Here is a 23,626-nt window from a genome sequence, read left to right on the forward strand (position 1 = left end):
GTGAAGACTCCCACTTCAAAACATGAAGTGAAAAGTGAAACGGAGATGTTTAAGCGGGAGTAAAACGGACGCTAACACCCCAAATGGTTTAACTATCGCTCAGTGGGGGGAGAAAAAGAATCCTTCATTGCGTGAAGTTTCACTTTAGCCCAAATACACACAGATAAAAGGAGTTTTAAAAATGGTATCATCTGTATATATACACATCCCATTTTGTCAGCAAATCTGTCATTATTGTGATTTTGTGAAATTTTTCTATGATGAAAAGATGGCTGATGAATACCTTACTGCGTTAGAAAAAGAAATTTCCACCTCAATTAAACATCCGAAACAGCAAGTGAAAACAATTTTTGTTGGTGGGGGAACCCCTACAGCATTAACTAATCGACAACTAGAGACTTTATTAGAAATGATTGATACCCACTTTGATGTTCAGCAGTGTCAAGAATATTCATTTGAAGCGAATCCAGGTGATTTGGATGAGGGTAAGGTTAAGTTATTAAAAGCATATGGTGTATCAAGAATTTCGATGGGGGTCCAAGTATTTGATGATCAAATGCTAGAACAATTAGGAAGATTGCACCGAATTCAAGATGTGTATGAAAACGTCAATTCACTTACAAAACATGGATTAACAAATATAAGTATTGATTTAATCTTCAGCCTACCGAACCAGACTGTAAGTCACTTTGAACGGACATTAGAAGAGGCGCTTCGTTTTAATTTACCTCATTACTCAGCTTATTCTTTGCAGATTGAGCCAAAAACTGTTTTCTATCAACGTCATCAAAAGGGGAAATTACACAAACCACCACAAGAAGATGAAGCGGCAATGTACGAAATTTTAAGAAATCAAATGAACAAGCATGGGAAGTTACAGTATGAGATTAGCAACTTTGCGGAACCAGGGTTTGAAAGTTTACACAATTTAACGTATTGGAATAACCAGTATTATTATGGTTTTGGTGCAGGGGCTCATGGCTATTTGCCAGGACAAAGGATAATAAATATCAGACCATTTCCAGCCTATGTAAAAAAAGCTAATCAAGATGGACAACCGATCTTGCATGTTGAAGAAATTAATAAAAAAGAACAAATAGAAGAAGAAATGTTTTTAGGATTACGAAAACTAGAGGGTGTGTCCAAGTCGCAGTTTCAATCTAAATATGCCATGTCCTTAACAGATCTTTACCGAGAAGAGTTGAACTACTTAAAACAAAAAGGATGGGTAACAGAAACGGACGATTTTATTCGCTTATCTGAGGATGGTTTGTTATTTGGTAATGAGGTATTTCAACAATTTTTATTGGACGATAATTCTTTAGAGCTTTCGCGTTGACAACTTATATAGATTTTGATAATTTATTAATAGAATTAGCACTCGATGACAGTGAGTGCTAACAGAGGTGATCATCGATGTTATCAAATAGACAACTACTCGTTTTACAAGTTATTATTGATGAGTTCATCCACACAGCACAACCAATAGGTTCGCGAGCTATTTCCAAAAAAGATGAAGTATCGTTTAGTTCAGCAACCATTCGCAATGAAATGGCCGATCTTGAAGAAATGGGATTTATTGAGAAAACTCACTCATCTTCAGGTAGAGTTCCATCTGAAAAAGGATACCGTTTCTATGTCGATCATTTATTATCTCCGTTTCGGCTGTCCAATACGGATGTGGATATCATTTCTGATGCGTTTGCTAAAGGGATGATTGAATTTGAACAAGTGGTTCAGAAGTCAGCTAAGGTTTTGTCTGATTTAACGAACTACACATCAATTATTTTAGGACCTGAGGTATTTGATACGAAACTAAAGCAATTACAGATCATTAGTTTATCGAACCAAACAGCTGTTGCAATATTGGTGACAAATACTGGACATGTAGAACATCGATCCTTTAGTGTCCCTGCTAACATTCAATCAAGTGACCTTGAGAAACTTGTGAATATTTTAAATGATCGTTTAGTTGGTGTGCCAATCGTTCAGTTACATGAGAAGCTGTCTGATGAACTCACTCACTTGTTACACAAGTATACAAGCGATTTTGACGCTGCATATCACTATTTAAAAGGGGCATTGTTTGATCAACAATCAGTCCAATTATATGTTGGTGGAAAGACAAACATCTTGATGCAACCTGAATTTAAAGACGTTGAGAAGATTAGATCCCTTTATTCGATCATTGAGCAGGAGGAAGAAATGGCAGAGTTGTTACGTTCGAACAAGGATGGCATGAATATTATGATTGGCCATGAGAATAAAATCGATGCTATGCAAGACTGCAGTTTAATTACAGCAACATACTCATTAGGAGACCAACAAATGGGTACAATTGCATTGCTCGGACCGACAAGGATGGAATATTCTCGGGTTATTTCTCTGGTTAATATGTTATCCAAACAGTTAACAAATACGTTCCATTCATGGTATTAAACGGTGTGTTTGCGGACATAATTAAAAAGTGGTGGGGAAATTTTTCCCATCCATTCTATTTGCCTGGATAAAGCCACATAAACGAAGATGGGATGAAATAAACAGTTAGAGAACGTATGGATAAAGTTTTTTACTTAAGTCTGTTGTAAAAAATGAATTAAAATACTTTTAAAAAAATAACGATTCGTGTTATATTCATGAATGGTTTAAACGGAAGATTCAAGGAGGTGACAATCTTGGAAGAAAACAACAAAGTACAAGAAGAAAATACAGAAGAAACTGTTAATGAGGAAACAGAACAAGAGGTTGTTGAAGAAACAGAGCAAGAGTTAGTGGATGAATCTAACGAGCAAGAAGGTCCCAATGATTCTGAAATCGAAGCTTTAAAACAAGAAAAAGACGAAATCTACCAACGATTGTTGAGGATTCAAGCTGAATATGATAATTTCCGTAAACGTACGCAAAAAGAAAAACAAGCGGATCGTAAATATAGATCACAGGCGATCGTGACAGAATTATTACCTGTAGTGGATAACTTTGAGCGAGCACTACAAGTTGAGGTAGAAGACGAAGCAGCTGCTAGTTTTGTAGATGGTGTGAAAATGGTATATCGCCAGCTAAAAGATGCCTTAGAAAAAGAAGGTGTGGAAGAAATTAAAACGGTAGGCGAAGAATTTGACCCTAATGTACACCAAGCAGTCATGCAAGTGGAAGACGATCAATTTGAATCTAATGTTGTAGTAGAAGAATTACAAAAAGGGTTTAAATTGAATGAACGGGTTATTCGCCCAGCAATGGTAAAAGTAAATCAATAATTACATATGTCGTAAAGGAGGAAGTTAGTCATGGGAAAAATTATTGGAATTGACTTAGGAACAACAAATTCATGTGTAGCTGTAATGGAAGGTGGAGAATCAAAAGTTATCCCTAATCCAGAAGGTAACCGTACAACCCCTTCCGTTGTAGCTTTTAAAAACGGAGAGCGTCAAGTAGGGGAAGTTGCAAAACGTCAAGCAATCACAAACCCAAATACGATTATATCTATCAAACGTCACATGGGTACTGATTACAAAGTAGAAATAGAAGGTAAAGAATATACACCACAAGAAATTTCAGCCATTATATTACAACATATTAAATCCTACGCGGAGGATTACTTAGGTGATACAGTAGATAAAGCTGTTATTACAGTGCCTGCATACTTTAACGATGCGGAGCGTCAAGCTACGAAAGATGCTGGTAAAATTGCAGGTCTTGAAGTAGAGCGTATTATTAACGAACCTACTGCAGCAGCACTTGCTTATGGTATTGATAAAGGGGACCAAGACCAAACAGTACTTGTTTATGACCTTGGTGGTGGTACATTTGATGTATCAATCCTTGATATTGGTGAAGGTACATTTGAAGTAGTTGCAACTGCAGGTGATAACCGTCTTGGTGGGGATGACTTTGATGAAGTAATCATCGACCATATGGTTGCAGAATTCAAGAAAGAAAATGGCATTGATCTTTCACAAGATAAAATGGCATTACAACGTTTGAAAGATGCAGCTGAAAAAGCGAAAAAAGACCTTTCAGGTGTAGCGCAAACACAAATTTCACTACCATTTATCACAGCTGGTGAAGCTGGTCCATTACACTTAGAAATGAACTTAACTCGTGCGAAATTTGATGAGTTATCTTCAGATCTTGTGGAACGTACAATGGGACCAACTCGTAAAGCATTGAAAGACGCTGGAATGAACGCAAGTGAGATTGACAAAGTTCTTCTAGTAGGTGGGTCTACTCGTATTCCTGCAGTACAAGAAGCGATCAAGAAAGAAACTGGTCAAGATCCATCTAAAGGGGTTAACCCAGATGAAGTAGTAGCATTAGGTGCTGCGATCCAAGGTGGTGTATTACAAGGTGATGTAAAAGATGTTGTGCTTCTTGACGTTACGCCGCTATCTCTTGGTATCGAAACAATGGGTGGTGTAACTACAAAACTAATTGAACGTAATACAACGATCCCAACAAGTCATTCACAAGTATTCTCAACTGCTGCCGATAATCAAACAGCTGTTGATATCCATGTGCTTCAGGGGGAACGTGAAATGGCTCAAGATAACAAAACACTTGGCCGTTTCCAACTAACGGATATCCCACCAGCACCACGTGGCGTACCACAAATCGAAGTTTCGTTTGACATCGACGCAAACGGTATTGTGAACGTGCGTGCAAAAGACATGGGTACAAACAAAGAGCAGTCCATCACGATCAAGTCTTCATCAGGTCTTTCTGATGAAGAAGTAGAACAAATGGTGAAAGACGCAGAAGAAAATGCAGAAGAAGATAAGAAACGCCGTGAAGAAATCGAACTTCGTAATGAAGCGGATCAAATGATCTTTACAACAGATAAAACGATCAAAGACCTTGGCGACAAAGTAACAGATGATGAAAAACAAAAAGCAGAAACTGCAAAAGATGAGTTGCAAAAAGCTCTAGATGAAAATGACATCGATCAAATTAAAGAAAAGAAAGAAGCATTAGAAGAGCAAGTGCAAGCTTTATCTGTGAAACTTTATGAGCAAGCACAAGCAGATGCCCAAGCAGCTCAAGGTGCTGAAGGTGAAGCGCAGCAAGGCGATGACGTTGTAGATGCTGACTACGAAGAAGTAGACGACGAAAAAGAAAAGAAGTAAGTAGAAAAGCGAAACAGGGTTGAACAGATGCGAAACGCATAAGCAAAACACTGTAATGTCCAAGTACTTTGGACATGGAAGTGGATTGCTTATGTCGCGAGCATCTACCCTGTAGAGCTAGACAAAGAAAAGCGAAACAGGGTTGAACAGATGCGAAACGCATAAGCAGACCGTATAAATAGCAATTCATTAAAGTCAAAGTCAGGATCTCCTTGACTTTGGCTTTTTTACTAAAGCCTTGCCTATTTTAGTAGTTGCTCTAATCGACACATTTGCTATATAATGCGACAGTAACTACCAGCATACTACTAGAAGAGTATTTTAAGTTTGTTTACAATAACTCAAATTGTTGCGCATTATATAGCCTTTGTGTTGAATAAACAATCTATTGTAAAATGGCTTTATGCCAATATACATGTATACTAGTTGATGAAATGATTTGCTCAAAAAAAGCAATTAATGTTAATATGAAATTTATGTCTATGAAATAGAGTCGGGAGAGTGATCGTTCAGTGAGTAAACGGGACTATTATGACATTCTGGGTGTTTCTAAGGATGCTTCAAAAGATGAAATAAAGAAAGCATACCGAAAATTAGCTCGAAAATATCACCCAGATGTTAGTGAAGAAGAAAATGCATCGGAAAAATTTAAAGAAGCAAAGGAAGCGTATGAAGTTTTAAGTGATCAACAAAAGCGTACGCAGTATGATCAGTTTGGTCATGCGGGTCCACAAAGCCAAGGATTTGGTGGAGGTTTCGGTGGCGCCGAAGACTTCGGTGGATTTGGTGACATTTTCGATATGTTTTTTGGTGGCGGTCGCAGACGTGATCCGAATGCACCTAGGCAAGGGGCAGATTTACAATATACAATGACCTTAGAATTTGAAGAAGCAATATTTGGCAAAGATACTGATATTGAGATTCCAAAGGAAGAAACCTGCGAAACATGTGATGGGTCTGGTGCAAAAGCTGGAACAAGTCCAGAAACATGTAGCCATTGTAATGGATCTGGTCAATTAAACATGGAACAAAATACGCCATTCGGTCGTGTGATTAATAAAAGGGCATGCCATTATTGTCAAGGAACTGGTAAATTTATTAAAGATAAATGTAATACATGTGGTGGTGCGGGTACCGTTAAGAAACGTAAGAAAATTCATATTAACATTCCTCAAGGTATTGATGAAGGGCAACAAATTCGTGTGCCAGGACAAGGGGAACCAGGTGTGAATGGTGGTCCAGCAGGTGACCTGTATGTTGTTGTGCAAATTAAGCCGCATGAGTTTTATCACCGTGAAGGAGATCACATCTTCTGTGAAATGCCGCTTACGTTTCCTCAAGCAAGTCTGGGTGATGAAATTGAAGTGCCAACCGTCCATGGTAGAGTGAAATTAAAGATCCCTGCTGGTACACAAACTGGAAAAACTTTCCGTCTGAAAGGGAAAGGTGCACCAAATGTTCATGGTCGTGGACAAGGCGACCAACATGTGAAAATACGCGTTGTTACACCAACTAACTTAACCGATAGACAAAAAGAACTATTACGTGAATTTGGAGAAATCAGCGGCAGCCAACCAGCTGATGAACAAGAAGATGGTTTTTTTAAACGTGTAAAAAGAGCTTTTAAAGGTGAATCTTAAGAATGTGTGAGCAAATAAGAGACGTTACCTTAGTGTAACTGTCTCTTTGTTTGTACGCCCTGCAAATTCATTTCACAGCATTAGTATATTGTTCTGCAGGGTAAAAAAATATGAAATGAGTTGATTTTTTTGAAGTGGTCTGAACTATGTATCCATACCACCAATGAAGCAATTGAACCAATTTCGAATATTTTACATGAAGCTGGAGCAAGCGGTGTCGTGATCGAGGATCCGAAGGACTTAGCTAAAGAATGGGATACGATGTTAGGGGAAGTGTATGAACTGAACCCTGATGATTACCCTGAAGAAGGGGTTTATGTGAAGGCGTATTTACCATTGAATAGTTTTTTAGGAGAAACGGTTGATGCAATCAAGCAGTCGATCAATAATTTACTGTTATTTGATATTGACCTAGGTCGAAACAAAATTACCGTAAGTGAAGTGAACGAAGAAGATTGGGCGACAGCTTGGAAAAAGTATTATAAACCAGTAAAAATATCAGAAAAAGTAACGATCACACCTACGTGGGAAGAGTACACGCCTGTTTCAAGTGATGAAGTTATCATTGAATTAGACCCAGGTATGGCGTTTGGTACAGGTACCCATCCAACCACCGTGTTAAGTGTACAAGCGCTTGAACGGTTTGTTGAAGAAGGTCATACTGTTATTGATGTAGGGTCTGGCTCTGGGGTCCTTAGTATTGCTTCTGTTAGGTTAGGAGCAAAACAGGTCTATGCGTATGATTTAGATGAGATTGCTGTAAAGAGTACGACGATTAATGCGAAATTAAACAAGGTAAATGAGCAGATTGCGGTTAAACAAAATAATTTACTTACTAATGTTGAGCAGCAGGCAGATATTATAGTCTCCAATATTTTGGCGGAGATTATTTTACGTTTCGAAAAGGACGCATATCGATGTTTAAAGCCTGGTGGAGTGTTTATCACGTCTGGAATTATTCAAGCAAAAAAACAAGCCGTAAAAGAAGCATTGGTTGCTGCGGGATTTGAAATTGTAGAAATGAATCAAATGGAAGATTGGGTCTCCATCATTGCTCGAAAACAATGAAGAAAGCAGGTGCCATACATGCAGCGATATTTCATTCCTGCCGATCTTTGGGAGAAAGGTAACCGTGTAATCGTTACAGGTGATGACTTCCATCATATTGTTCGTGTTATGCGCATGACCGAAGGCGATCGCATTATTTGTAATCACCCTAATGGACAAGCGGCCATATGTAAGATTGCAACGATAGATAGTGATAGTATTACTGCCACGGTTGTCGAAGAGTTAAACGAACAGGTGGAATTGCCTGTTCCTGTTACGATTGCACAGGGACTACCGAAAAGTGATAAACTAGACTTAATCTTGCAAAAAGGAACAGAACTAGGTGCATCACGTTTTATTCCTTTTCAAGCTAAGCGGTCGATTGTCAAATGGGATCAAAAAAAAGCAGCTAAAAAATTACAACGAATGAATAAAATTGTAAAGGAAGCTAGTGAACAATCCCACCGTAATCAGATCCCATCGGTCACTTCTATAATGACGGTTCAACAGTTAATAGATGAAAGTAAGTCGTACGATGTCAAACTGTTCGCTTATGAAGATGAAGCTCGATCCGATCATTTTCGTCGATTAAGTGATGTACTTAATGATGTTAATGAGTCACAATCGATCCTAGCATGTATTGGGCCAGAAGGTGGCTTTTCACCGGAAGAAGTCGGTGCACTTAAAGATGCAGGGTTCTTATCGGTTCGACTTGGACCTAGAATTTTAAGAACGGAAACAGCTCCATTGTATTTGTTATCAAGTATTTCTTATCATTTTGAAGAATTGAGGTGATGGATATGCCTACAGTGGCATTTCATACATTAGGTTGTAAAGTGAACCATTATGAAACAGAAGGTATTTGGCAAAAGTTTAAAGAACAAGGGTACGAACGAGTGGATTTCGATCGTCAATCCGACGTTTATGTCATTAATACTTGTACCGTAACCAATACTGGAGATAAGAAAAGTAGACAAGTAATCCGTCGTGCAGTGCGTAAAAATCCAGAAGCGGTAGTGTGTGTAACTGGTTGTTATGCGCAAACTTCACCCGGTGAAATAATTGAGATTCCTGGTGTAGATGTGGTAGTAGGGACACAGCATCGTGAGAAGATGATTGATTATATTGAACAACACCAACAAACGCGTCAACCAATTAACGGTGTTGCAAATATAATGAAAAATCGAGTGTTTGAAGAAATGGATGTACCGACTTTTTCTGATCGAACACGTGCATCACTTAAAATTCAAGAAGGATGTAATAACTTCTGTACATTTTGTATTATTCCGTGGTCCCGTGGATTATTACGTTCTAGAGAGCCAGAAAATGTACTCAAACAAGCGCAGCAACTTGTCGATGCTGGTTATAAAGAAGTTGTATTAACAGGTATACATACAGCAGGCTATGGGGAAGACATGAAAGACTACAATTTTGCCCAATTATTAAGAGATTTAGAGACAAAAGTAGATGGATTGAAACGAATTCGTATATCGTCTATCGAAGCTAGTCAGATCACTGACGAAGTAATCGAGGTGTTAGACCAATCGAATAAAATTGTTCGACATCTACATATTCCACTGCAATCAGGCTCAGATACTGTGCTAGAACGGATGCGTCGGAAGTATAGTGCTTCCTTTTATAAAGAGAAAGTTGATAAAATCAAACAAGCCCTACCTGGTTTGGCGATCACATCTGATGTGATTGTAGGATTCCCAGGTGAAACAGAAGAGGAATTTATGGAAACATATCGTTTCATTCAAGAGATTGGTTACTCTGAATTGCACGTATTTCCATTTTCCAAACGAACTGGTACGCCAGCCGCTAAAATGGAGGACCAAGTCGAAGATGATGTGAAAAATGACCGCGTTCATCGTTTGATTGAGTTGTCGGACCAACAAGCTAAAGAATATGCATCTAGATATGAAGGGGAAGTGTTAGAAGTAATCCCTGAAGAGCAATCCGATGAAAATGGGGAAGATATGCTTATCGGTTATTCAGATAACTACCTAAAGGTTAAGTTTGAAGGCAGTAAAGAGATGATTGGTAAGATCGTACGTGTTAAATTAACAAAACCTGGTTATCCTCTTAATGAGGGGCAATTTGTCCGTGTGATGGATCAACCTCACAGAAATGATCAAATGGAACTAACTTCACAGTAAGTTACTATAAAATAAAACCTCCAATTCGTTTTCATTATACGAATTGGAGGTTTTATTAGCTTGTAAATTTTTTCTTTCCATGAATACGTGTAATGAAATTTTCGAATCTATGTATAAAAGGTAAAAATAGGAGTAGAGATGCGACATTGAATAGGACAGAGATATGAGCCAATTGTTCCCTTGGGTGAATGGATAACTGTTTAGCAATCTCTGTTAGTAAATCTAAAAATGGAAGAAATGCTACTACGCCGATAATGTTAAACCAAATGTGGGCCATTGCGACCAACTTTGCTTCATTTTTAAGTCCTATGGCAGCAATATAGGCTGTTATACATGTTCCGATGTTTGCGCCAAGCATTATGGCAATAGCCGGTGCTAAATTAATTAGCCCCTCATACAAGAAACTCATTGTTATACCAATTGTAGCGCTGGAGGACTGGATCACGCCGCTAACAATAGTTCCGACAATTGCTCCAATAGATGGTTGTTGTTCTGCGTGCTGGATAGCATCATTTACAATTGGCATTGGTGAAATAAGATTCGCCAATGATTCAAACCCATCTAAGGCTACAAAGATCGAACCAAGCCCAGCAAGAATTGCCCCTATACCAAATAGCAATCGATGTTTGGTTAACAATAACATAGAGCCGATGATAATAAAGGTAACTTCTGGCACATAATCAGAAATTGTCATCATCTCACCAGTTATCGTCGTACCTATATTAGCCCCTAATAACACACCTAATGATTGTTTAAATGATAATGCACCGACGCTTACTAGACCAATGGTTAAGATCATAACTAATGAACTGCTTTGTAAGATAGCGGTGGTTACGGTACCAGTCAAAATACCAAGGTAGATATTTTTTGTGAATGTAGCTAAAAAGCGTTCCATTTTTTGATAAGAAAGTTGATACAGACCTGCACGTAAAATGCTCATCCCTAAAAAGAATAGTGTTAAGAAAACAGCCGTTAAAGTAAATAAATCTGCCACGTTGTTCACCTCTATACCATTGTATGGACAAGTTTCGTAAACATGAGTGGTTTTTTAGCTTTGAACAATTAGCTGCTTTTCCAAGAAAGTTGTTATTGCGCATTAGCTGTATAATACGACATAACCTCTCATTATTTTGCTCTCTATTATTCTGATTGAAATAAGAGATATACTATCGCTACGGCAGAATACTCCGCTTTCCATGGGCACGGCCTCGGGCCAACAGGATGTTGGTCACGCAGGCGTTGCCACAGGACGTGGTGATCTTAGCCTACGATCCTTAACACATGGGATCTTCAGCTCGCGCTGTTCCCATAGGACAAGGAAGGCTGCGGCAGCGATACATCGCACGAAGGAAATTGGGCTTTATTTTCGAGGAGTCTACGTATTCTGCCTTTGCTGGTATAAGTTTTCTGATTTTTAATAGATGAAATACTTTATAAAATTAACAAATAACGGATCTAACGCAAGATTGTGTTACAACAAGCTAACATAAAAAGCACATTTTATGATTTGTTATAAGCAATGTAATATAAAACTTCAAAGCACTACAAAAAGCGGAGGAAATACACGGAGACTCCCGTGGGACTAGTGGCATCGGTGAGACCCCGCAATGAGGTACGAATGAGGAGGCTCACCAGCCCCCCACAGGAAAGCGTAGTGTATTTCCGCAGCGCTGTTCACCACTCATCTTGTTAAGATTAGATGGAAGTCATGTGAGGTTATGTCGTATAATACAGCTTATACGCAGTAATGAGCTTAGTTTCTTGATAGGTTGATATATATGAAGCTTGAAGGTAGGAGGTGTGGGAGAACAGGGACACGTGAATAAAAAATAAAAAATTCATCATAAAATAAGTTGACCAGAATCATCCCTTATATTATAATTATCAACAGGCATATGTATGGTACATATGTCGTTATAAACTGTTGTATGCTTCGGAGGGAGGGAAATTAGCATGTCAAACACAACTCGCGTTCGTAAAAACGAGTCTCTTGAAGATGCTCTTCGTCGCTTTAAGCGCAGTGTATCTAAATCTGGTACATTGTCTGAATACCGCAAGCGTGAATTTTATGAAAAACCTAGCGTTCGTCGTAAGAAGAAATCAGAAGCTGCTAGAAAGCGTAAATAATTACAAGTTCAACGAATAACGTTGTTAACCTTTAAAGAGGGTGTAGAAAGAAAATGTCATTATTGCAACGTCTAAACCAAGATATGATCCAGGCCATGAAGAATAAAGATAACCTTTCCAAAACGGTTATTCGTATGGTGAAATCGTCGATTCAGAATGAGGCAATCAAACTTGGAAAAGACGAATTGTCTGAAGAAGAAGAACTCACTGTTTTATCAAAAGAATTAAAACAGCGTAAAGATTCCCTCCAAGAATTTAAAGAAGCTGGACGCGATGATCTTGTAGAAAAGCTTGAAGATGAAATTAAAGTTTTACAAGTATATATGCCAAAACAGCTTTCAGAAGAAGAGCTTGAAGAAATTGTGATTGAAACAATTAAAGAAGTTAATGCTGATTCTAAAAAAGAAATGGGTAAAGTAATGAGTGCTCTAATGCCTAAGGTTAAAGGTAAAGCTGATGGCTCTAAAGTTAATCAATTGGTACAGAAACATTTATCTTAATCCTATAAGTATTGACTAAGATCAAGAAATTATTAACAGATAGACCATGTTAATAATAAAAGATCCCTTGTCACAGTGGTGTGGCAGGGGATTTTTAATATCTCTTTTTGTTATTTATTACATAATACGATAAAATGAAGTGAAACCATAAGCAATGTAATAACGTATACCTTTATTGTGGAAGGAGGGTAGTAGTGAAAAGACTTATTACGTTTTGGATCTTATTGATTAGTCTTCTCTCAATTGTATCTTTTCCAAATAAAATCATAACTGCTGAATCCAATGGAGAAGGGAAGCTCGTTCACGTGATACCGATTGAAAATGAGGTGGAACGTGGATTGAACGCTTTTTTAAATCGAACAACGGAAGAAGCGATTGAAGCGAATGCAGATCACATTATTTTTGAGATTAATACTCCTGGTGGAGAAGTAGCTGCAGCTGGAGATATAGCTAATCTTATTCAAAGTTTAGAAATTCCTAACACGTCCTTTGTTACGGTTAGGGCTGTCTCTGCTGGGTCGTATATTGCGTTAAACACAGATAATCTTTATATGAAACCGCAAGCTCGAATGGGTGCGAGCGGTGTGATTACTTCGGATGGAAACGCTGCAGATAAAAAAGCACAATCTGATTGGTTAAAGGCAATGACCGCGGCTGCTGAATCGAATGGGAGAGATCCGATTTATGCGGAAGCAATGGCAGATGATTCGATTGACTTGGAAGAATATGGTGCTCCAGAAGGTGAGTATTTAAGTCTTAGTGCAAATGAAGCATTAGAAGTAGGATATGCTGAAGGCGTTGTTAGCCATCGCACCGCACTGTTAAATGACTTAGGATTAAGTAATGCAACGATTGTAGAGGCGGAAGTGACGCCTGCAGAAGGAATCGCACGTTTTTTGACGAATCCTGTAGTTGTGCCGATTCTTTTGTCACTTGCGAGTATTGGTTTAATTGTTGAATTATATTCTCCAGGTTTTGGTATTCCAGGTTCAGTTGGATTAGTATCATTAGTATTGTTTTTCTATGGACATATTGTGGCCGGACTTGCTGGTTATGAAGCGATTATTTTGATCGTATTAGGTATTATAGCGATCATTGCTGAATTGTTTGTTCCGGGCGGAATTCTTGGTATTGTAGGTATTGGTGCAATTATTGGTGCCTTATTTATGTCAACTGATGATATGGGGCATATGGCAATGAGTATTGGTATTGCTGTATTATTGTCGATTATTGTTTCCGCTATCCTGTTCAAAATATTAGGATTGGAGCGGGGATTTTTCCGACATATTATTCTCAAGGATGCAACAACAACAGAACAAGGGTATGTGTCATCTGATAATCGACTAGAATTGATTGGTTTGGAAGGTAAAGCGGTAACTCCTCTACGTCCGTCAGGTACAGCTATATTTGGTGATGAACGCTTGGATGTCGTATCAGAGGGTGGTTTTATTCCGAGTGATGCCACAATAAAAATTGTGAAAACAGAAGGATCTAGAATTGTTGTAAGAGAAATCAACAGAGAAAATTAAATTTATTAGGAGGTACATTATGGGTTATGAGGAACTTTTACCGATTATTGTAATCGGACTTATTTTAATTGCAGTAGCTATTTTACTAACATTTATTCCAGTAATGCTCTGGATTAGTGCACTTGCTGCAGGTGTACGTGTTAGCATCTTTACACTTGTTGGGATGCGACTTAGAAGGGTTGTTCCAGCGCGTGTTATCAATCCATTAATTAAAGCACATAAAGCTGGTTTAGCTGTTAACACCAATCAGTTAGAAAGTCACTATCTAGCTGGTGGTAATGTCGACCGCGTGGTCAATGCACTGATCGCTGCGCAGCGTGCAAATATTGAACTAAGCTTTGAACGTTGTGCAGCAATCGACCTAGCAGGTCGTGACGTACTTGAAGCAGTTCAAATGAGTGTTAATCCGAAAGTCATTGAAACACCTTTCATTGCCGGTATTGCAATGGATGGTATCGAAGTAAAAGCAAAAGCAAGAATTACCGTAAGAGCAAATATCGACCGACTTGTCGGTGGTGCTGGGGAAGATACTGTTATCGCACGTGTTGGTGAAGGTGTCGTAAGTACGATTGGTAGTTCGAATACACATAAACAAGTATTGGAAAATCCTGACTCTATCTCACATAATGTGTTAAACAGAGGATTAGATGCAGGTACAGCATTTGAAATTTTGTCGATTGATATTGCGGACGTTGATGTTGGTAAAAACATTGGTGCGATCTTACAAACAGACCAAGCAGAAGCAGATAAAAATATTGCTCAGGCGAAGGCAGAAGAACGTCGTGCGATGGCTGTTGCAAAAGAACAAGAAATGGTCGCAAAAGTACAAGAAATGCGTGCTAAAGTAGTGGAAGCAGAAGCAGATGTACCACTTGCGTTAGCAGAAGCGTTACGGTCTGGAAATATGGGTGTTATGGATTATATGAACTATAAAAACATTAACGCCGATACAGATATGCGTGATTCCATCGGAAAAATTTCAAAAGACGATGAGGAAGAAGAAGACCAATAAATGGTTAACTCCTTAGAAAGGAGGGGTTCTGATGGATGAATTGATAGGGGCAATTCTCCCTATTTTGGCTGTTGTTGCATGGTTATTTGGGTCATTTAAGAATGATGAAGAAAATAAAAAGCCAACAAAAAAGCCGAATCAGCCTAGACCAAGACCAACTCCCACTCCATCAGGAAGTGGACAAAGGCAAACAACCACTAGTGAACCGAAAGTTGAGCCTAAATCAACGGTTCAACAGTCGCAACAGCAACCTGTTGATACTAGAACAAAATCGTACTATGAGAAAAAACAAGAACAAATAGAAAAGTTAAAAGAGCAAGTTGCCCAAACGAGTGAAATCACCAAAGAAGATTCGATCCATGATGCAATTAAAGAAGAGAGTACACCTAAAGCATATAAGAAGTATAAATCGAATCGGAATTCAAATTTGTCAGTAGCAACTAAAATCAACAAAAAAGGGTTGGCTGAAAGTGTGGTAATGTCAGAAATCTTAGGCCCACCTAAAGCAGTAAAACCACATCAGAGTGTTTTGCAGATGAGAAAAAATAAAAATCAATAAATACTAGAAGCCTTTGTTATTACATAGTAATAACAAAGGCTTCTTTTTGTAGAAAAGCAATGCAAATTCCCCAGTTTTTAAAGATTTTACTGTTCTGATCTTTTCTTTGGATTCATACATATGATGTGAGAGGGGGCATCTTTGATGAATAAGTGGCAACGACGAATTGGAAATTGGTTAACAGAACATCTTGAATTACCTTCTGATGTGATCCTCGAACTTCCAAGAATAACAACGATTGGAAAAATTCATGCATATATTGAAAATCACCGAGGACTAATACTTTTTTCTGATAATGAATTACGATTGAAAATGGAATATGGCTATCTAAAAATTACTGGAAAAAATTTCGTCCTAAAAATGATGCTACCAGAAGAAATTCTTCTAGAAGGAACGATTAATGACATACAGTTTATCGATCATTAACTGGTTTACTTGGGGGAGGCAATTATGAAGGAAACACAGGGAGTTTTTTTAACCGGATATGTGACCGTTAAAGTGATTGGACATTATCCAGAATTGTTTTTTGATGTTTGTGCGCGAAAAGGGGTAACGGTTTGGAATATAAAGAAAACAAGTAAAACCGAATGTGAGGGGAATATTCGGTTGAGAGATATTCCGCTATTGAAGAGTGTTCGACGGAATACGGTCTATAAGGTGACATTTGTACATAGGAAGGGAATCCCATTTCTTTCAAAGAGATTTTTGTCACATAAACCATTAATAATTGGATTATTTCTAAGCATGTTTTTTGTTTTGTTCTTATCAAACATTGTATGGGATGTAAAAGTAAAGGGGGTGCACCCAGAAATAGAAAAAAGAATTGTGGACCAATTAAATGAATATGGGATTCAACCAGGTGCAATGAAATTTAAGATTGACCCTCCAAGCCAGATTCAACAGCAACTACTGAACGATATTCCAGAATTACTTTGGGTTGGTGTAACGGAAAAAGGGACAACCTATCATTTAGAAGGTGTAGAAAAAACTGTTGTGGAAGAGGAAGAAACAAATGGTCCGAGAAATTTAGTAGCAGCAAAAGATGGTGTGATTGTTGACATGTACGTTTCGAAAGGAAGACCAGTGGTACAAGTTAACGATTATGTTGAAAGAGGGGATCTACTTGTTTCAGGGGCATTAAGGGAACAGCAAAATGAAGAGGATGAAGATAGTGATGAAGAAAAAAAGGACGAGCAACAACAAGTTGTTTCTGCAGAGGGAGAAGTAATTGCTAAGACTTGGTATGAAACAGAGGTGAATATTCCTTTAAAAACGAATTATGAAGTATTAACTGGTGAAAATAAGTACAAATACTTTTTAAAATTTGCTTCCGTTTTTATACCAATATGGGGGTTTACGGATCCTGACTTCGACCAAATACAAACTGAAGTTAATGAAAGGCAATTTAAGTTTCTAAAATGGGATTTGCCGATTTCCTTTGTGGAACATAATGTTCAAGAGAAGACCAACTTAAGTGATGAACGATCAAAAGAGGTAGCTGTTAAAGATGGCATTGAACAAGCGAAAACTGATCTACAAAAACAGTTAGGCCCAGATGCCAAGATAAGTTTTGAAAAAGTTTTGCACGAAAGTATAGACAGTGGTAAAGTAAACTTAAACCTTTATTTTACAGTAGAGGAAGATATTGTAAAAATTCAACCTTTATCTCAAGGAGATTGATTATGACAGAAGATTTGAAAACCATTGACTTACATTTAGAAGATCCAAGTGAAGCGCTAAGCTTATTTGGGACAGAAGATAAACATCTAAAGCAAATTGAGCAACAATTAAATGTGTCGATCGTTACTCGTGGGGAAAAAGTAAGTGTAACTGGAAGTGATGAGGAAGTACGTTTAATTGAGGAGATTTTGCTAGCTCTATTACAAATTATTCGGAAGGGTTTAACGATTACCGAACGTGATATTGTCTATGCCGTTGAATTGGCAAAAAAAGGTAAAATAAAACAATTTGAAACATTATTTGAAGACGAAATAACCAAAAACGCCAAGGGCAAATCCATACGCGTGAAAACGCTTGGACAACGGGATTACATTACAGCGATAAAAACGCATGACCTTGTGTTTGGAATTGGTCCCGCTGGTACTGGTAAAACCTATTTGGCAGTGGTAATGGCAGTTAATGCATTGAAAAAAGGGTTAGTGAAGCGAATTATTTTAACTCGCCCAGCGGTTGAAGCTGGGGAAAGTCTAGGTTTCTTACCAGGGGATTTAAAAGAAAAAGTTGATCCGTATTTACGACCACTTTACGATGCATTACATGATGTTTTAGGAAATGAGCATACACTGAGACTAATCGAGCGTGGAACAATCGAAATTGCTCCACTTGCATATATGCGTGGTCGTACACTTGATGATGCATTTGTTATCCTAGATGAAGCACAAAACACGACACCAGCCCAAATGAAGATGTTTTTGACACGTTTAGGATTTGGTTCAAAAATGGTGATCACAGGGGATATAACTCAAGTCGATTTACCAAAAGGAGTACAATCAGGGTTAAGAGCTGTAGAAACACGTTTAGCAAATATCAAAGGAATTGAATTCACTTATTTACAACAGTCTGATGTTGTTCGTCATCCTCTAGTTCAAAAAATAATTGACGCTTATGAAGATATGGAATAAGTGATTCTTGATAATAAGATCCATTATTGGGTCTTATTTTTTGCTTTTTAACCCCTTTTTGATAAGAGGATTGTTATTGTATAAAAACTGTATTATACGACATAAATTTGCGTTCCTTTAAAAGATGAGTAATTCAAAGTAGCTGCGGCAATAACACTATGCTTTGGGGGCCGAGGTGAAGATCCACTTGGTAAACTAAAGACCGTAGGCTAAAATCGTCACGGACACGTGAGCAACGCCTGCGTAACCAACATCCTGTTGGCCCGGGGTCGTTCCCATGGAAAGCGGATTATTCTGCCGTAGCGATGGTATAAGACTTATTCCAGCCAGAATAGTAGAAAGCAAACTAATAGGTTATGTCGCATAATAAAGCTACTACGTAATAAGTGAAAACAAAGATTAAAACATTTTAAATTGGATTAAACGGAAGGTAGAAGGGGGGGAGAGCAAGGTATATATAAGTTATATGTCATCATACAAGGTTTGTAATCCATTGTTGCGTAAATATGGTATTATAGTAGGGGAGGAGGAGTCGTAATGAAGGTGAACTGGTCGAAATTTTTACATATGATAAAATTAAGGCGACGGTGGCTTCAAATTGGTATACCGGTTTTTGCTTTAGTCATTATTTTCTTCATACTAACGTTCTCCAATGTTAATATGAAAACATATGATATTGAAAAATTTAGTAATGCAAAGGAAACGATTCGCTCACCAATAACAATAGAAAATAAACAGGAAACAGATCGGAAAACGAGAGAAGCAGTTCAAGCGGTAGGGGATCGTTATAGCATTTCCAGTGAAGTAACACAAGAACGGGTAGCGTATGTGAATGAACTGTTTGAGGCTGTATCAAAGCAACAAGAAAGAAATGAAGAATTGGAATCACAAGCGGAAGGTGATTCTACCGATCAAACGAACACCTCACCTTTATCCACTGAGGAAAAGGTTCAGCAATTACAACAATTATTAAGTCCAACTATAATAGAAGAATTGGACAAACAACCACTACAAAAAGTAATCGAATCTGATGAAAATGAGCGTGCTTTAGCTCGAGAATTGTTAACAACCACACTATATGATGTCATGAATGAGGGCATAAGGACAGATGGAGTATCGACAGCGGTGAGTAATGTAAAACAAAAACTACGCTACTCGAGTCTTGATGATTCATTAAAAGATGCTCTTTATGATATAACAGAGTTTGCGATAGTTGAAAATTCTTTCTTTGACTCAGAAAAAACAGATGAAGCACAAAAACAAGCAATTAATAATGTCGAACCTGTCATGATCCAAGCAGGAGAAGTCATCGTTAGAGAAAATCAAACGATAACAAATGAGGTATATGAAGATTTAGCGCTTGTTGGCTTATTAAATGAAGATCAAAATTTTTATCCGGTCATTGGATTAGTGATTTTTATTTTGTTAATTAGTGGCATGTTGTTTTATGAATTGTATACATATGCAAATAAAAGGGAATTAGATAAAGGTAAAATTATTGCTGTCGTAGTTATTAGTGTTCTAATGGTGGCAATGATGAAATCGATTAGTTTGTATACCACATCAATCAGTCAGTTGTTCTTTTTGGTGCCAATCGCGACTGGTGCAATGTTACTCAAAATCCTACTTCATGAGCGTCTAGCAATCGTATTATCTGTATGTTATGCCTTACTAGGCAGTGTGATTTTTAATGCTGAGATTCCTGGAACACTGAATATGGAAGCTGGTATCTATTTGTTATTTAGCCAAATGGCTGGCATTATGTTCTTGTATAATGTAAAGGATAGAATAACGATATTGAAAGCTGGAGCAGGAACTGCAGTTGTAAATACATTAACAGTTGTTTTGTTTTTATTATTGGCTTTTGAAAAATATACCGTTACAGATACGTTAATGTTAAGTGGATATGGAATAGGAGCAGCATTTTTATCTTCAGTTTTAACGATCGGTTTATTACCAGTTTTTGAGTCGGGATTGGGAATACTATCAGATACAAAATTATTGACTTTATCAAGTCCGAATCACCCACTTCTTCGTAAAATTTTAACAGAAGCACCGGGTACCTATCATCATAGTGTGATGGTGGCAAACCTTAGTGAGGCTTCTTGTGAGGCTATTGGTGCAAATGGATTATTGGCTAGAATTGCTTCTTATTATCATGATTTAGGGAAAACCATACAACCTCATTATTTTATTGAAAATCAAATGGGAATTAAGAATCCGCATGATTTTCTTGATCCTAAACAAAGCGCAGAAATTATTATCAATCATCCGTATGACGGAGCGAAATTATTGAAACAGTATAAAATACCAAAAGAAATCATTGATATAGCAGAACAACACCACGGTACTACATTGTTAAAGTATTTTTACTTTAAAGAAAAAAACATTCAGAGTCATGTTAATGAAGTAGATTATCGATATCCAGGCCCTAAGCCAAGATCTAAAGAGGCAGCTATTATTTGTATTTGTGATTCTGTGGAAGCAGCGGTTCGGTCTTTGAAAGAGCCAACGAAAGAAAAAATAGATCAAATTGTAACATCCATTATGAATGACCGATTAATGGATGGTCAGTTAAATGAAAGTTCGTTAACATTTAGAGAACTTGAATCGATTCATCAAGCTATTAACGAAACGTTGAATGGTATTTTCCATTCTAGAATTCAGTACCCAGAACAAAATGTGAAGGAGGCAAACTAATGCAAATTGACTTTCAAGATGAAACGAAGCAAGTAGACATAAAGGATATCGATATGATTGAGCGTTTACTCTCTTTTGCAGGAGTACAGGAAAATGTTGACGAAGATGCGGAACTATCTGTAACTTTTGTTTCGAATGATGAAATACAGGTGATAAACCGTGATTATCGACAGATTGATAAACCGACAGATGTCATCTCATTTGCACTAGAAGAAAAAGGTGAAGGAGAATTAGAGGTTGTTGGTGCAGATCTTCCAACTGTACTAGGTGATATCATTATTTCAATCGATAGAGCAAAGGAACAGGCGGTTGATTACAATCATTCGTTACAACGGGAGTTAGGATTTTTATCCTTGCACGGTTTTTTGCATTTGCTAGGATATGACCATATGGAAGAAGCGGATGAGAAAAAAATGTTTAAACGACAAGAGGATATTTTAAATGCCTTTGGACTCGAGAGGGAATAGGAAGCGGCTTGTTGGTTTTAGCTGTGCGATTAATGGTCTTAAAAACGTCTTTCGACATGAAATAAACTTTAGAATTCATTTGTTGGTAGCTGTCTTAGTTATTTCCTTAGGAGCAATTTTTCGAATAACACAATTGGAATGGATCGCAATATGTTTAACGATAGGATCAGTATTAGCGTTCGAAATGATGAATACAGCAGTGGAACGAGCGATGGACTATTTATCTCCAGAAATACATCCATCAGTTGGATTGGTAAAGGACATTTCTGCTGGTGCAGTATTTATTACAGCCATTAATGCAGTCATCGTTGGAGGAATTATTTTTATCCCTAAACTTATCGGCTTACTTTTGTAATCTTCTAAAAAGACCTTTGAGAAGATGAAGTGTTAATGAACATAAGCGGAATTATACGACATAAATTTGCATTCCTTTCTGTCTGATTTTTATATGTATTAAACAATCGTTCCGGCAGAATACTCCACTTGGACTAGTTTTCTGATTGAGATAAGTGATTGGACCATATAAAGACATTCATTTGATACACTATTCTTAATCCAACAGCTTCTAATATATAAAATTTTTTAGGCCAATTTCTACAAAAATTCAGGGCACACGAATTAGCGGAGGCAATACACGGAGACTCCCGAGGCCCGACGAGGGTCATGCAGGCGTTGTCAGACAAGGGCGGTTTTAGCCTGTGGTCCCTAATTTATCATCGGTGAGACCCCGCAGTGAGGCACGAACGAAGGAAGGCTACGGCAGCGTTACATCGCACGCAGAAAATTGTTCTTTATTTTCAAGGAGGCTCACCAGCCCTCCATGGAAAGCGTAGTGTATTGCCGTAGCGACTTTTAAGCACTCATCTTTTAGAGGAAGTGGCGAGTTATGTCGTATAATACACCAAATGCACACTAAAGTTTATAAAAAAATATATATTTATGCCCAATGTGATTATTGCAGGTGGGCAGTACGTGAGTTTTTATCCCTTGTTTCTTCGATAGAACAAGGGATTTTTGCTCGAATATCTTACAGAAATATTCCAAAAATTTTATGGAAGTTTTGTCGAAAGTATGAAAGTGAAATGTATTTTATAGTAAAATAAGAAGTAACATAGCAGAAACGACACTACAATGGAGGATACAACATGGAAACAAACTTTAAATCAGGATTTATATCGATCATTGGACGACCAAATGTAGGAAAATCAACTTTTATGAATCGCGTGATCGGACAAAAAATTGCGATTATGAGCGATAAACCGCAAACAACAAGAAACAAAGTACAAGGTGTATTAACCGAAAAAGATGCTCAATTCATTTTTATTGATACACCTGGTATTCACAAACCAAAACACAAACTTGGTGATTTTATGGTGAAGATTGCCGAGAATACGTTAAACGAAGTTGACGCGGTTTTATTTATGATTAATGCAGAAGAAGGATATGGTAGAGGTGACCAATTTATTCTTGATCGATTGCAAAAAGTAAATAATCCAGTATTTTTAATTATTAATAAAATTGATCAAGTGCACCCAGATCAACTTTTACCTCTAATCGACGAGTACAAAAACAAATTTGAATTTGAAGAGATCATCCCAATCTCAGCTCTAGAAGGAAATAATGTTGACCATCTTTTACAAGTAGTTAAAAGCCACTTGCCAGAGGGGCCGCAATATTATCCAGAGGATCAAGTAACAGATCATCCGGAACGGTTTATTATTAGTGAGTTGATAAGAGAAAAAGCTCTGCAATTGACTAGAGAAGAGATACCACATTCCATTGCAGTGGTTATTGATAACATTGAAGAGCGTGAGAATGAAAAACTATTAGTGCAAGCAACGATTGTTACAGAACGGAAATCACAAAAAGGCATTATTATTGGTAAACAGGGTTCTATGCTTAAAGAAATTGGAAAAAGGGCAAGACGAGATATTGAGGCGTTATTAGGAACGAAAGTGTATTTAGAATTATGGGTGAAGGTGCAAAAGGATTGGAGAAATCGTCAACAACAATTAACAGAGTTTGGGTTTAGCAACGAAGAATATTAGTATACTTGGTAATTTTTTATACTCATTACTAAGTCAAGATTAGGACATTCTATTAGTAAGCAAGATAAAATGTACT

21 protein-coding genes are annotated in these 23,626 nt (G+C 37.6%); 20 read left to right on the forward strand and 1 reads right to left on the reverse strand.

The window, feature by feature from the left end:
• The first annotated feature begins 181 nt into the window (after nt 1-181).
• The 8 genes from hemW to mtaB all read left to right on the forward strand — a co-directional run bounded on the left by hemW (nt 182) and on the right by mtaB (nt 9,966).
• The gene (gene hemW, locus FCI53_RS02985) at nt 182-1,339 is read left to right on the forward strand and encodes a radical SAM family heme chaperone HemW (RefSeq protein ID WP_138415694.1); all 1,158 of its coding nucleotides are present in this window, start codon (nt 182-184) and stop codon (nt 1,337-1,339) included.
• Nucleotides 1,340-1,416: 77 nt separating this feature from the next.
• The gene (gene hrcA, locus FCI53_RS02990) at nt 1,417-2,439 is read left to right on the forward strand and encodes a heat-inducible transcriptional repressor HrcA (protein WP_138415696.1); all 1,023 of its coding nucleotides are present in this window, start codon (nt 1,417-1,419) and stop codon (nt 2,437-2,439) included.
• Nucleotides 2,440-2,675: 236 nt separating this feature from the next.
• On the forward strand, nt 2,676-3,254 hold the full coding sequence (gene grpE / locus FCI53_RS02995; RefSeq protein WP_246049990.1) for a nucleotide exchange factor GrpE: 579 nt from the start codon (nt 2,676-2,678) through the stop codon (nt 3,252-3,254).
• 30 nt (nt 3,255-3,284) lie between these two features.
• Nucleotides 3,285-5,120: a molecular chaperone DnaK gene (gene dnaK / locus FCI53_RS03000; RefSeq protein ID WP_138415700.1), complete on the forward strand. Its 1,836-nt coding sequence runs from the start codon at nt 3,285-3,287 to the stop codon at nt 5,118-5,120.
• Nucleotides 5,121-5,632: 512 nt separating this feature from the next.
• Nucleotides 5,633-6,760, forward strand: a complete 1,128-nt coding sequence (dnaJ, locus tag FCI53_RS03005) for a molecular chaperone DnaJ (RefSeq protein ID WP_138415702.1) — start codon at nt 5,633-5,635, stop codon at nt 6,758-6,760.
• A gap of 129 nt (nt 6,761-6,889) precedes the next feature.
• Nucleotides 6,890-7,828 (forward strand): 50S ribosomal protein L11 methyltransferase, encoded by a 939-nt coding sequence (prmA, locus tag FCI53_RS03010; protein WP_171038039.1) that lies wholly within the window; start codon nt 6,890-6,892, stop codon nt 7,826-7,828.
• 18 nt (nt 7,829-7,846) lie between these two features.
• A complete protein-coding gene (locus tag FCI53_RS03015) occupies nt 7,847-8,602 on the forward strand; it encodes a 16S rRNA (uracil(1498)-N(3))-methyltransferase (protein ID WP_138415706.1) in 756 nt (251 codons plus the stop codon).
• A 5-nt stretch (nt 8,603-8,607) separates the two neighbouring features.
• Nucleotides 8,608-9,966, forward strand: a complete 1,359-nt coding sequence (mtaB, locus tag FCI53_RS03020; protein WP_138415708.1) for a tRNA (N(6)-L-threonylcarbamoyladenosine(37)-C(2))-methylthiotransferase MtaB — start codon at nt 8,608-8,610, stop codon at nt 9,964-9,966.
• 55 nt (nt 9,967-10,021) lie between these two features.
• On the opposite strand, the gene FCI53_RS03025 is transcribed toward mtaB, so the two are convergent.
• Nucleotides 10,022-10,960, reverse strand: a complete 939-nt coding sequence (locus FCI53_RS03025) for a Na/Pi symporter (RefSeq protein ID WP_138415710.1) — start codon at nt 10,958-10,960, stop codon at nt 10,022-10,024.
• Between the two features lie 959 nt (nt 10,961-11,919).
• Here FCI53_RS03025 and rpsU point away from each other — a divergent pair.
• The 12 genes from rpsU to era all read left to right on the forward strand — a co-directional run bounded on the left by rpsU (nt 11,920) and on the right by era (nt 23,550).
• Nucleotides 11,920-12,093, forward strand: a complete 174-nt coding sequence (gene rpsU / locus FCI53_RS03035; protein WP_067837072.1) for a 30S ribosomal protein S21 — start codon at nt 11,920-11,922, stop codon at nt 12,091-12,093.
• Nucleotides 12,094-12,146: 53 nt separating this feature from the next.
• Complete coding sequence (locus FCI53_RS03040; RefSeq protein ID WP_138415714.1) at nt 12,147-12,593, forward strand: GatB/YqeY domain-containing protein; 447 nt, start codon at nt 12,147-12,149, stop codon at nt 12,591-12,593.
• Between the two features lie 194 nt (nt 12,594-12,787).
• Nucleotides 12,788-14,122 (forward strand): NfeD family protein, encoded by a 1,335-nt coding sequence (locus FCI53_RS03045; RefSeq protein ID WP_138415716.1) that lies wholly within the window; start codon nt 12,788-12,790, stop codon nt 14,120-14,122.
• A gap of 19 nt (nt 14,123-14,141) precedes the next feature.
• Nucleotides 14,142-15,134 carry a flotillin-like protein FloA gene (floA, locus tag FCI53_RS03050; protein ID WP_138415718.1) on the forward strand — a complete coding sequence of 331 codons (993 nt, stop codon included), beginning with the start codon at nt 14,142-14,144 and terminating at the stop codon, nt 15,132-15,134.
• Nucleotides 15,135-15,165: 31 nt separating this feature from the next.
• Nucleotides 15,166-15,693 (forward strand): hypothetical protein, encoded by a 528-nt coding sequence (locus FCI53_RS03055; RefSeq protein ID WP_138415720.1) that lies wholly within the window; start codon nt 15,166-15,168, stop codon nt 15,691-15,693.
• A gap of 144 nt (nt 15,694-15,837) precedes the next feature.
• Nucleotides 15,838-16,119: a sporulation protein YqfC gene (yqfC, locus tag FCI53_RS03060; RefSeq protein ID WP_171038040.1), complete on the forward strand. Its 282-nt coding sequence runs from the start codon at nt 15,838-15,840 to the stop codon at nt 16,117-16,119.
• Between the two features lie 24 nt (nt 16,120-16,143).
• Complete coding sequence (yqfD, locus tag FCI53_RS03065; RefSeq protein ID WP_138415724.1) at nt 16,144-17,373, forward strand: sporulation protein YqfD; 1,230 nt, start codon at nt 16,144-16,146, stop codon at nt 17,371-17,373.
• Between the two features lie 2 nt (nt 17,374-17,375).
• The gene (locus FCI53_RS03070; RefSeq protein ID WP_138415726.1) at nt 17,376-18,335 is read left to right on the forward strand and encodes a PhoH family protein; all 960 of its coding nucleotides are present in this window, start codon (nt 17,376-17,378) and stop codon (nt 18,333-18,335) included.
• 537 nt (nt 18,336-18,872) lie between these two features.
• Nucleotides 18,873-21,035 (forward strand): HD family phosphohydrolase, encoded by a 2,163-nt coding sequence (locus tag FCI53_RS03075; protein ID WP_138415728.1) that lies wholly within the window; start codon nt 18,873-18,875, stop codon nt 21,033-21,035.
• A complete protein-coding gene (gene ybeY / locus FCI53_RS03080) occupies nt 21,035-21,502 on the forward strand; it encodes an rRNA maturation RNase YbeY (protein WP_138415730.1) in 468 nt (155 codons plus the stop codon). Before FCI53_RS03075 ends, ybeY begins: the two co-directional genes overlap by 1 nt.
• The gene (locus tag FCI53_RS03085) at nt 21,477-21,857 is read left to right on the forward strand and encodes a diacylglycerol kinase family protein (RefSeq protein WP_138415732.1); all 381 of its coding nucleotides are present in this window, start codon (nt 21,477-21,479) and stop codon (nt 21,855-21,857) included. Before ybeY ends, FCI53_RS03085 begins: the two co-directional genes overlap by 26 nt.
• Nucleotides 21,858-22,647: 790 nt before the next feature.
• Nucleotides 22,648-23,550: a GTPase Era gene (era, locus tag FCI53_RS03090; protein WP_138415734.1), complete on the forward strand. Its 903-nt coding sequence runs from the start codon at nt 22,648-22,650 to the stop codon at nt 23,548-23,550.
• Nucleotides 23,551-23,626 lie beyond the last annotated feature (76 nt).

It is taken from the genome of Aquibacillus sediminis, assembly GCF_005870085.1.
Taxonomy (GTDB): Bacteria; Bacillota; Bacilli; order Bacillales; family Amphibacillaceae; genus Aquibacillus_E; species Aquibacillus_E sediminis.

Excerpts from the sequence above, each read along its gene's own strand:
- FCI53_RS03070 (WP_138415726.1), top strand. The coding sequence starts at position 17,376 with ATGACAGAAGATTTGAAAACCATTGACTTACATTTAGAAGATCCAAGT.
- FCI53_RS03040 (WP_138415714.1), top strand. The coding sequence starts at position 12,147 with ATGTCATTATTGCAACGTCTAAACCAAGATATGATCCAGGCCATGAAG.
- FCI53_RS03055 (WP_138415720.1), top strand. The coding sequence starts at position 15,166 with ATGGATGAATTGATAGGGGCAATTCTCCCTATTTTGGCTGTTGTTGCA.
- FCI53_RS03075 (WP_138415728.1), top strand. The coding sequence starts at position 18,873 with ATGAAGGTGAACTGGTCGAAATTTTTACATATGATAAAATTAAGGCGA.
- yqfC (WP_171038040.1), top strand. The coding sequence starts at position 15,838 with ATGAATAAGTGGCAACGACGAATTGGAAATTGGTTAACAGAACATCTT.
- dnaK (WP_138415700.1), top strand. The coding sequence starts at position 3,285 with ATGGGAAAAATTATTGGAATTGACTTAGGAACAACAAATTCATGTGTA.
- yqfD (WP_138415724.1), top strand. The coding sequence starts at position 16,144 with ATGAAGGAAACACAGGGAGTTTTTTTAACCGGATATGTGACCGTTAAA.
- floA (WP_138415718.1), top strand. The coding sequence starts at position 14,142 with ATGGGTTATGAGGAACTTTTACCGATTATTGTAATCGGACTTATTTTA.
- FCI53_RS03085 (WP_138415732.1), top strand. The coding sequence starts at position 21,477 with ATGCCTTTGGACTCGAGAGGGAATAGGAAGCGGCTTGTTGGTTTTAGC.
- hrcA (WP_138415696.1), top strand. The coding sequence starts at position 1,417 with ATGTTATCAAATAGACAACTACTCGTTTTACAAGTTATTATTGATGAG.
- FCI53_RS03015 (WP_138415706.1), top strand. The coding sequence starts at position 7,847 with ATGCAGCGATATTTCATTCCTGCCGATCTTTGGGAGAAAGGTAACCGT.
- era (WP_138415734.1), top strand. The coding sequence starts at position 22,648 with ATGGAAACAAACTTTAAATCAGGATTTATATCGATCATTGGACGACCA.
- mtaB (WP_138415708.1), top strand. The coding sequence starts at position 8,608 with ATGCCTACAGTGGCATTTCATACATTAGGTTGTAAAGTGAACCATTAT.
- ybeY (WP_138415730.1), top strand. The coding sequence starts at position 21,035 with ATGCAAATTGACTTTCAAGATGAAACGAAGCAAGTAGACATAAAGGAT.
- hemW (WP_138415694.1), top strand. The coding sequence starts at position 182 with ATGGTATCATCTGTATATATACACATCCCATTTTGTCAGCAAATCTGT.
- rpsU (WP_067837072.1), top strand. The coding sequence starts at position 11,920 with ATGTCAAACACAACTCGCGTTCGTAAAAACGAGTCTCTTGAAGATGCT.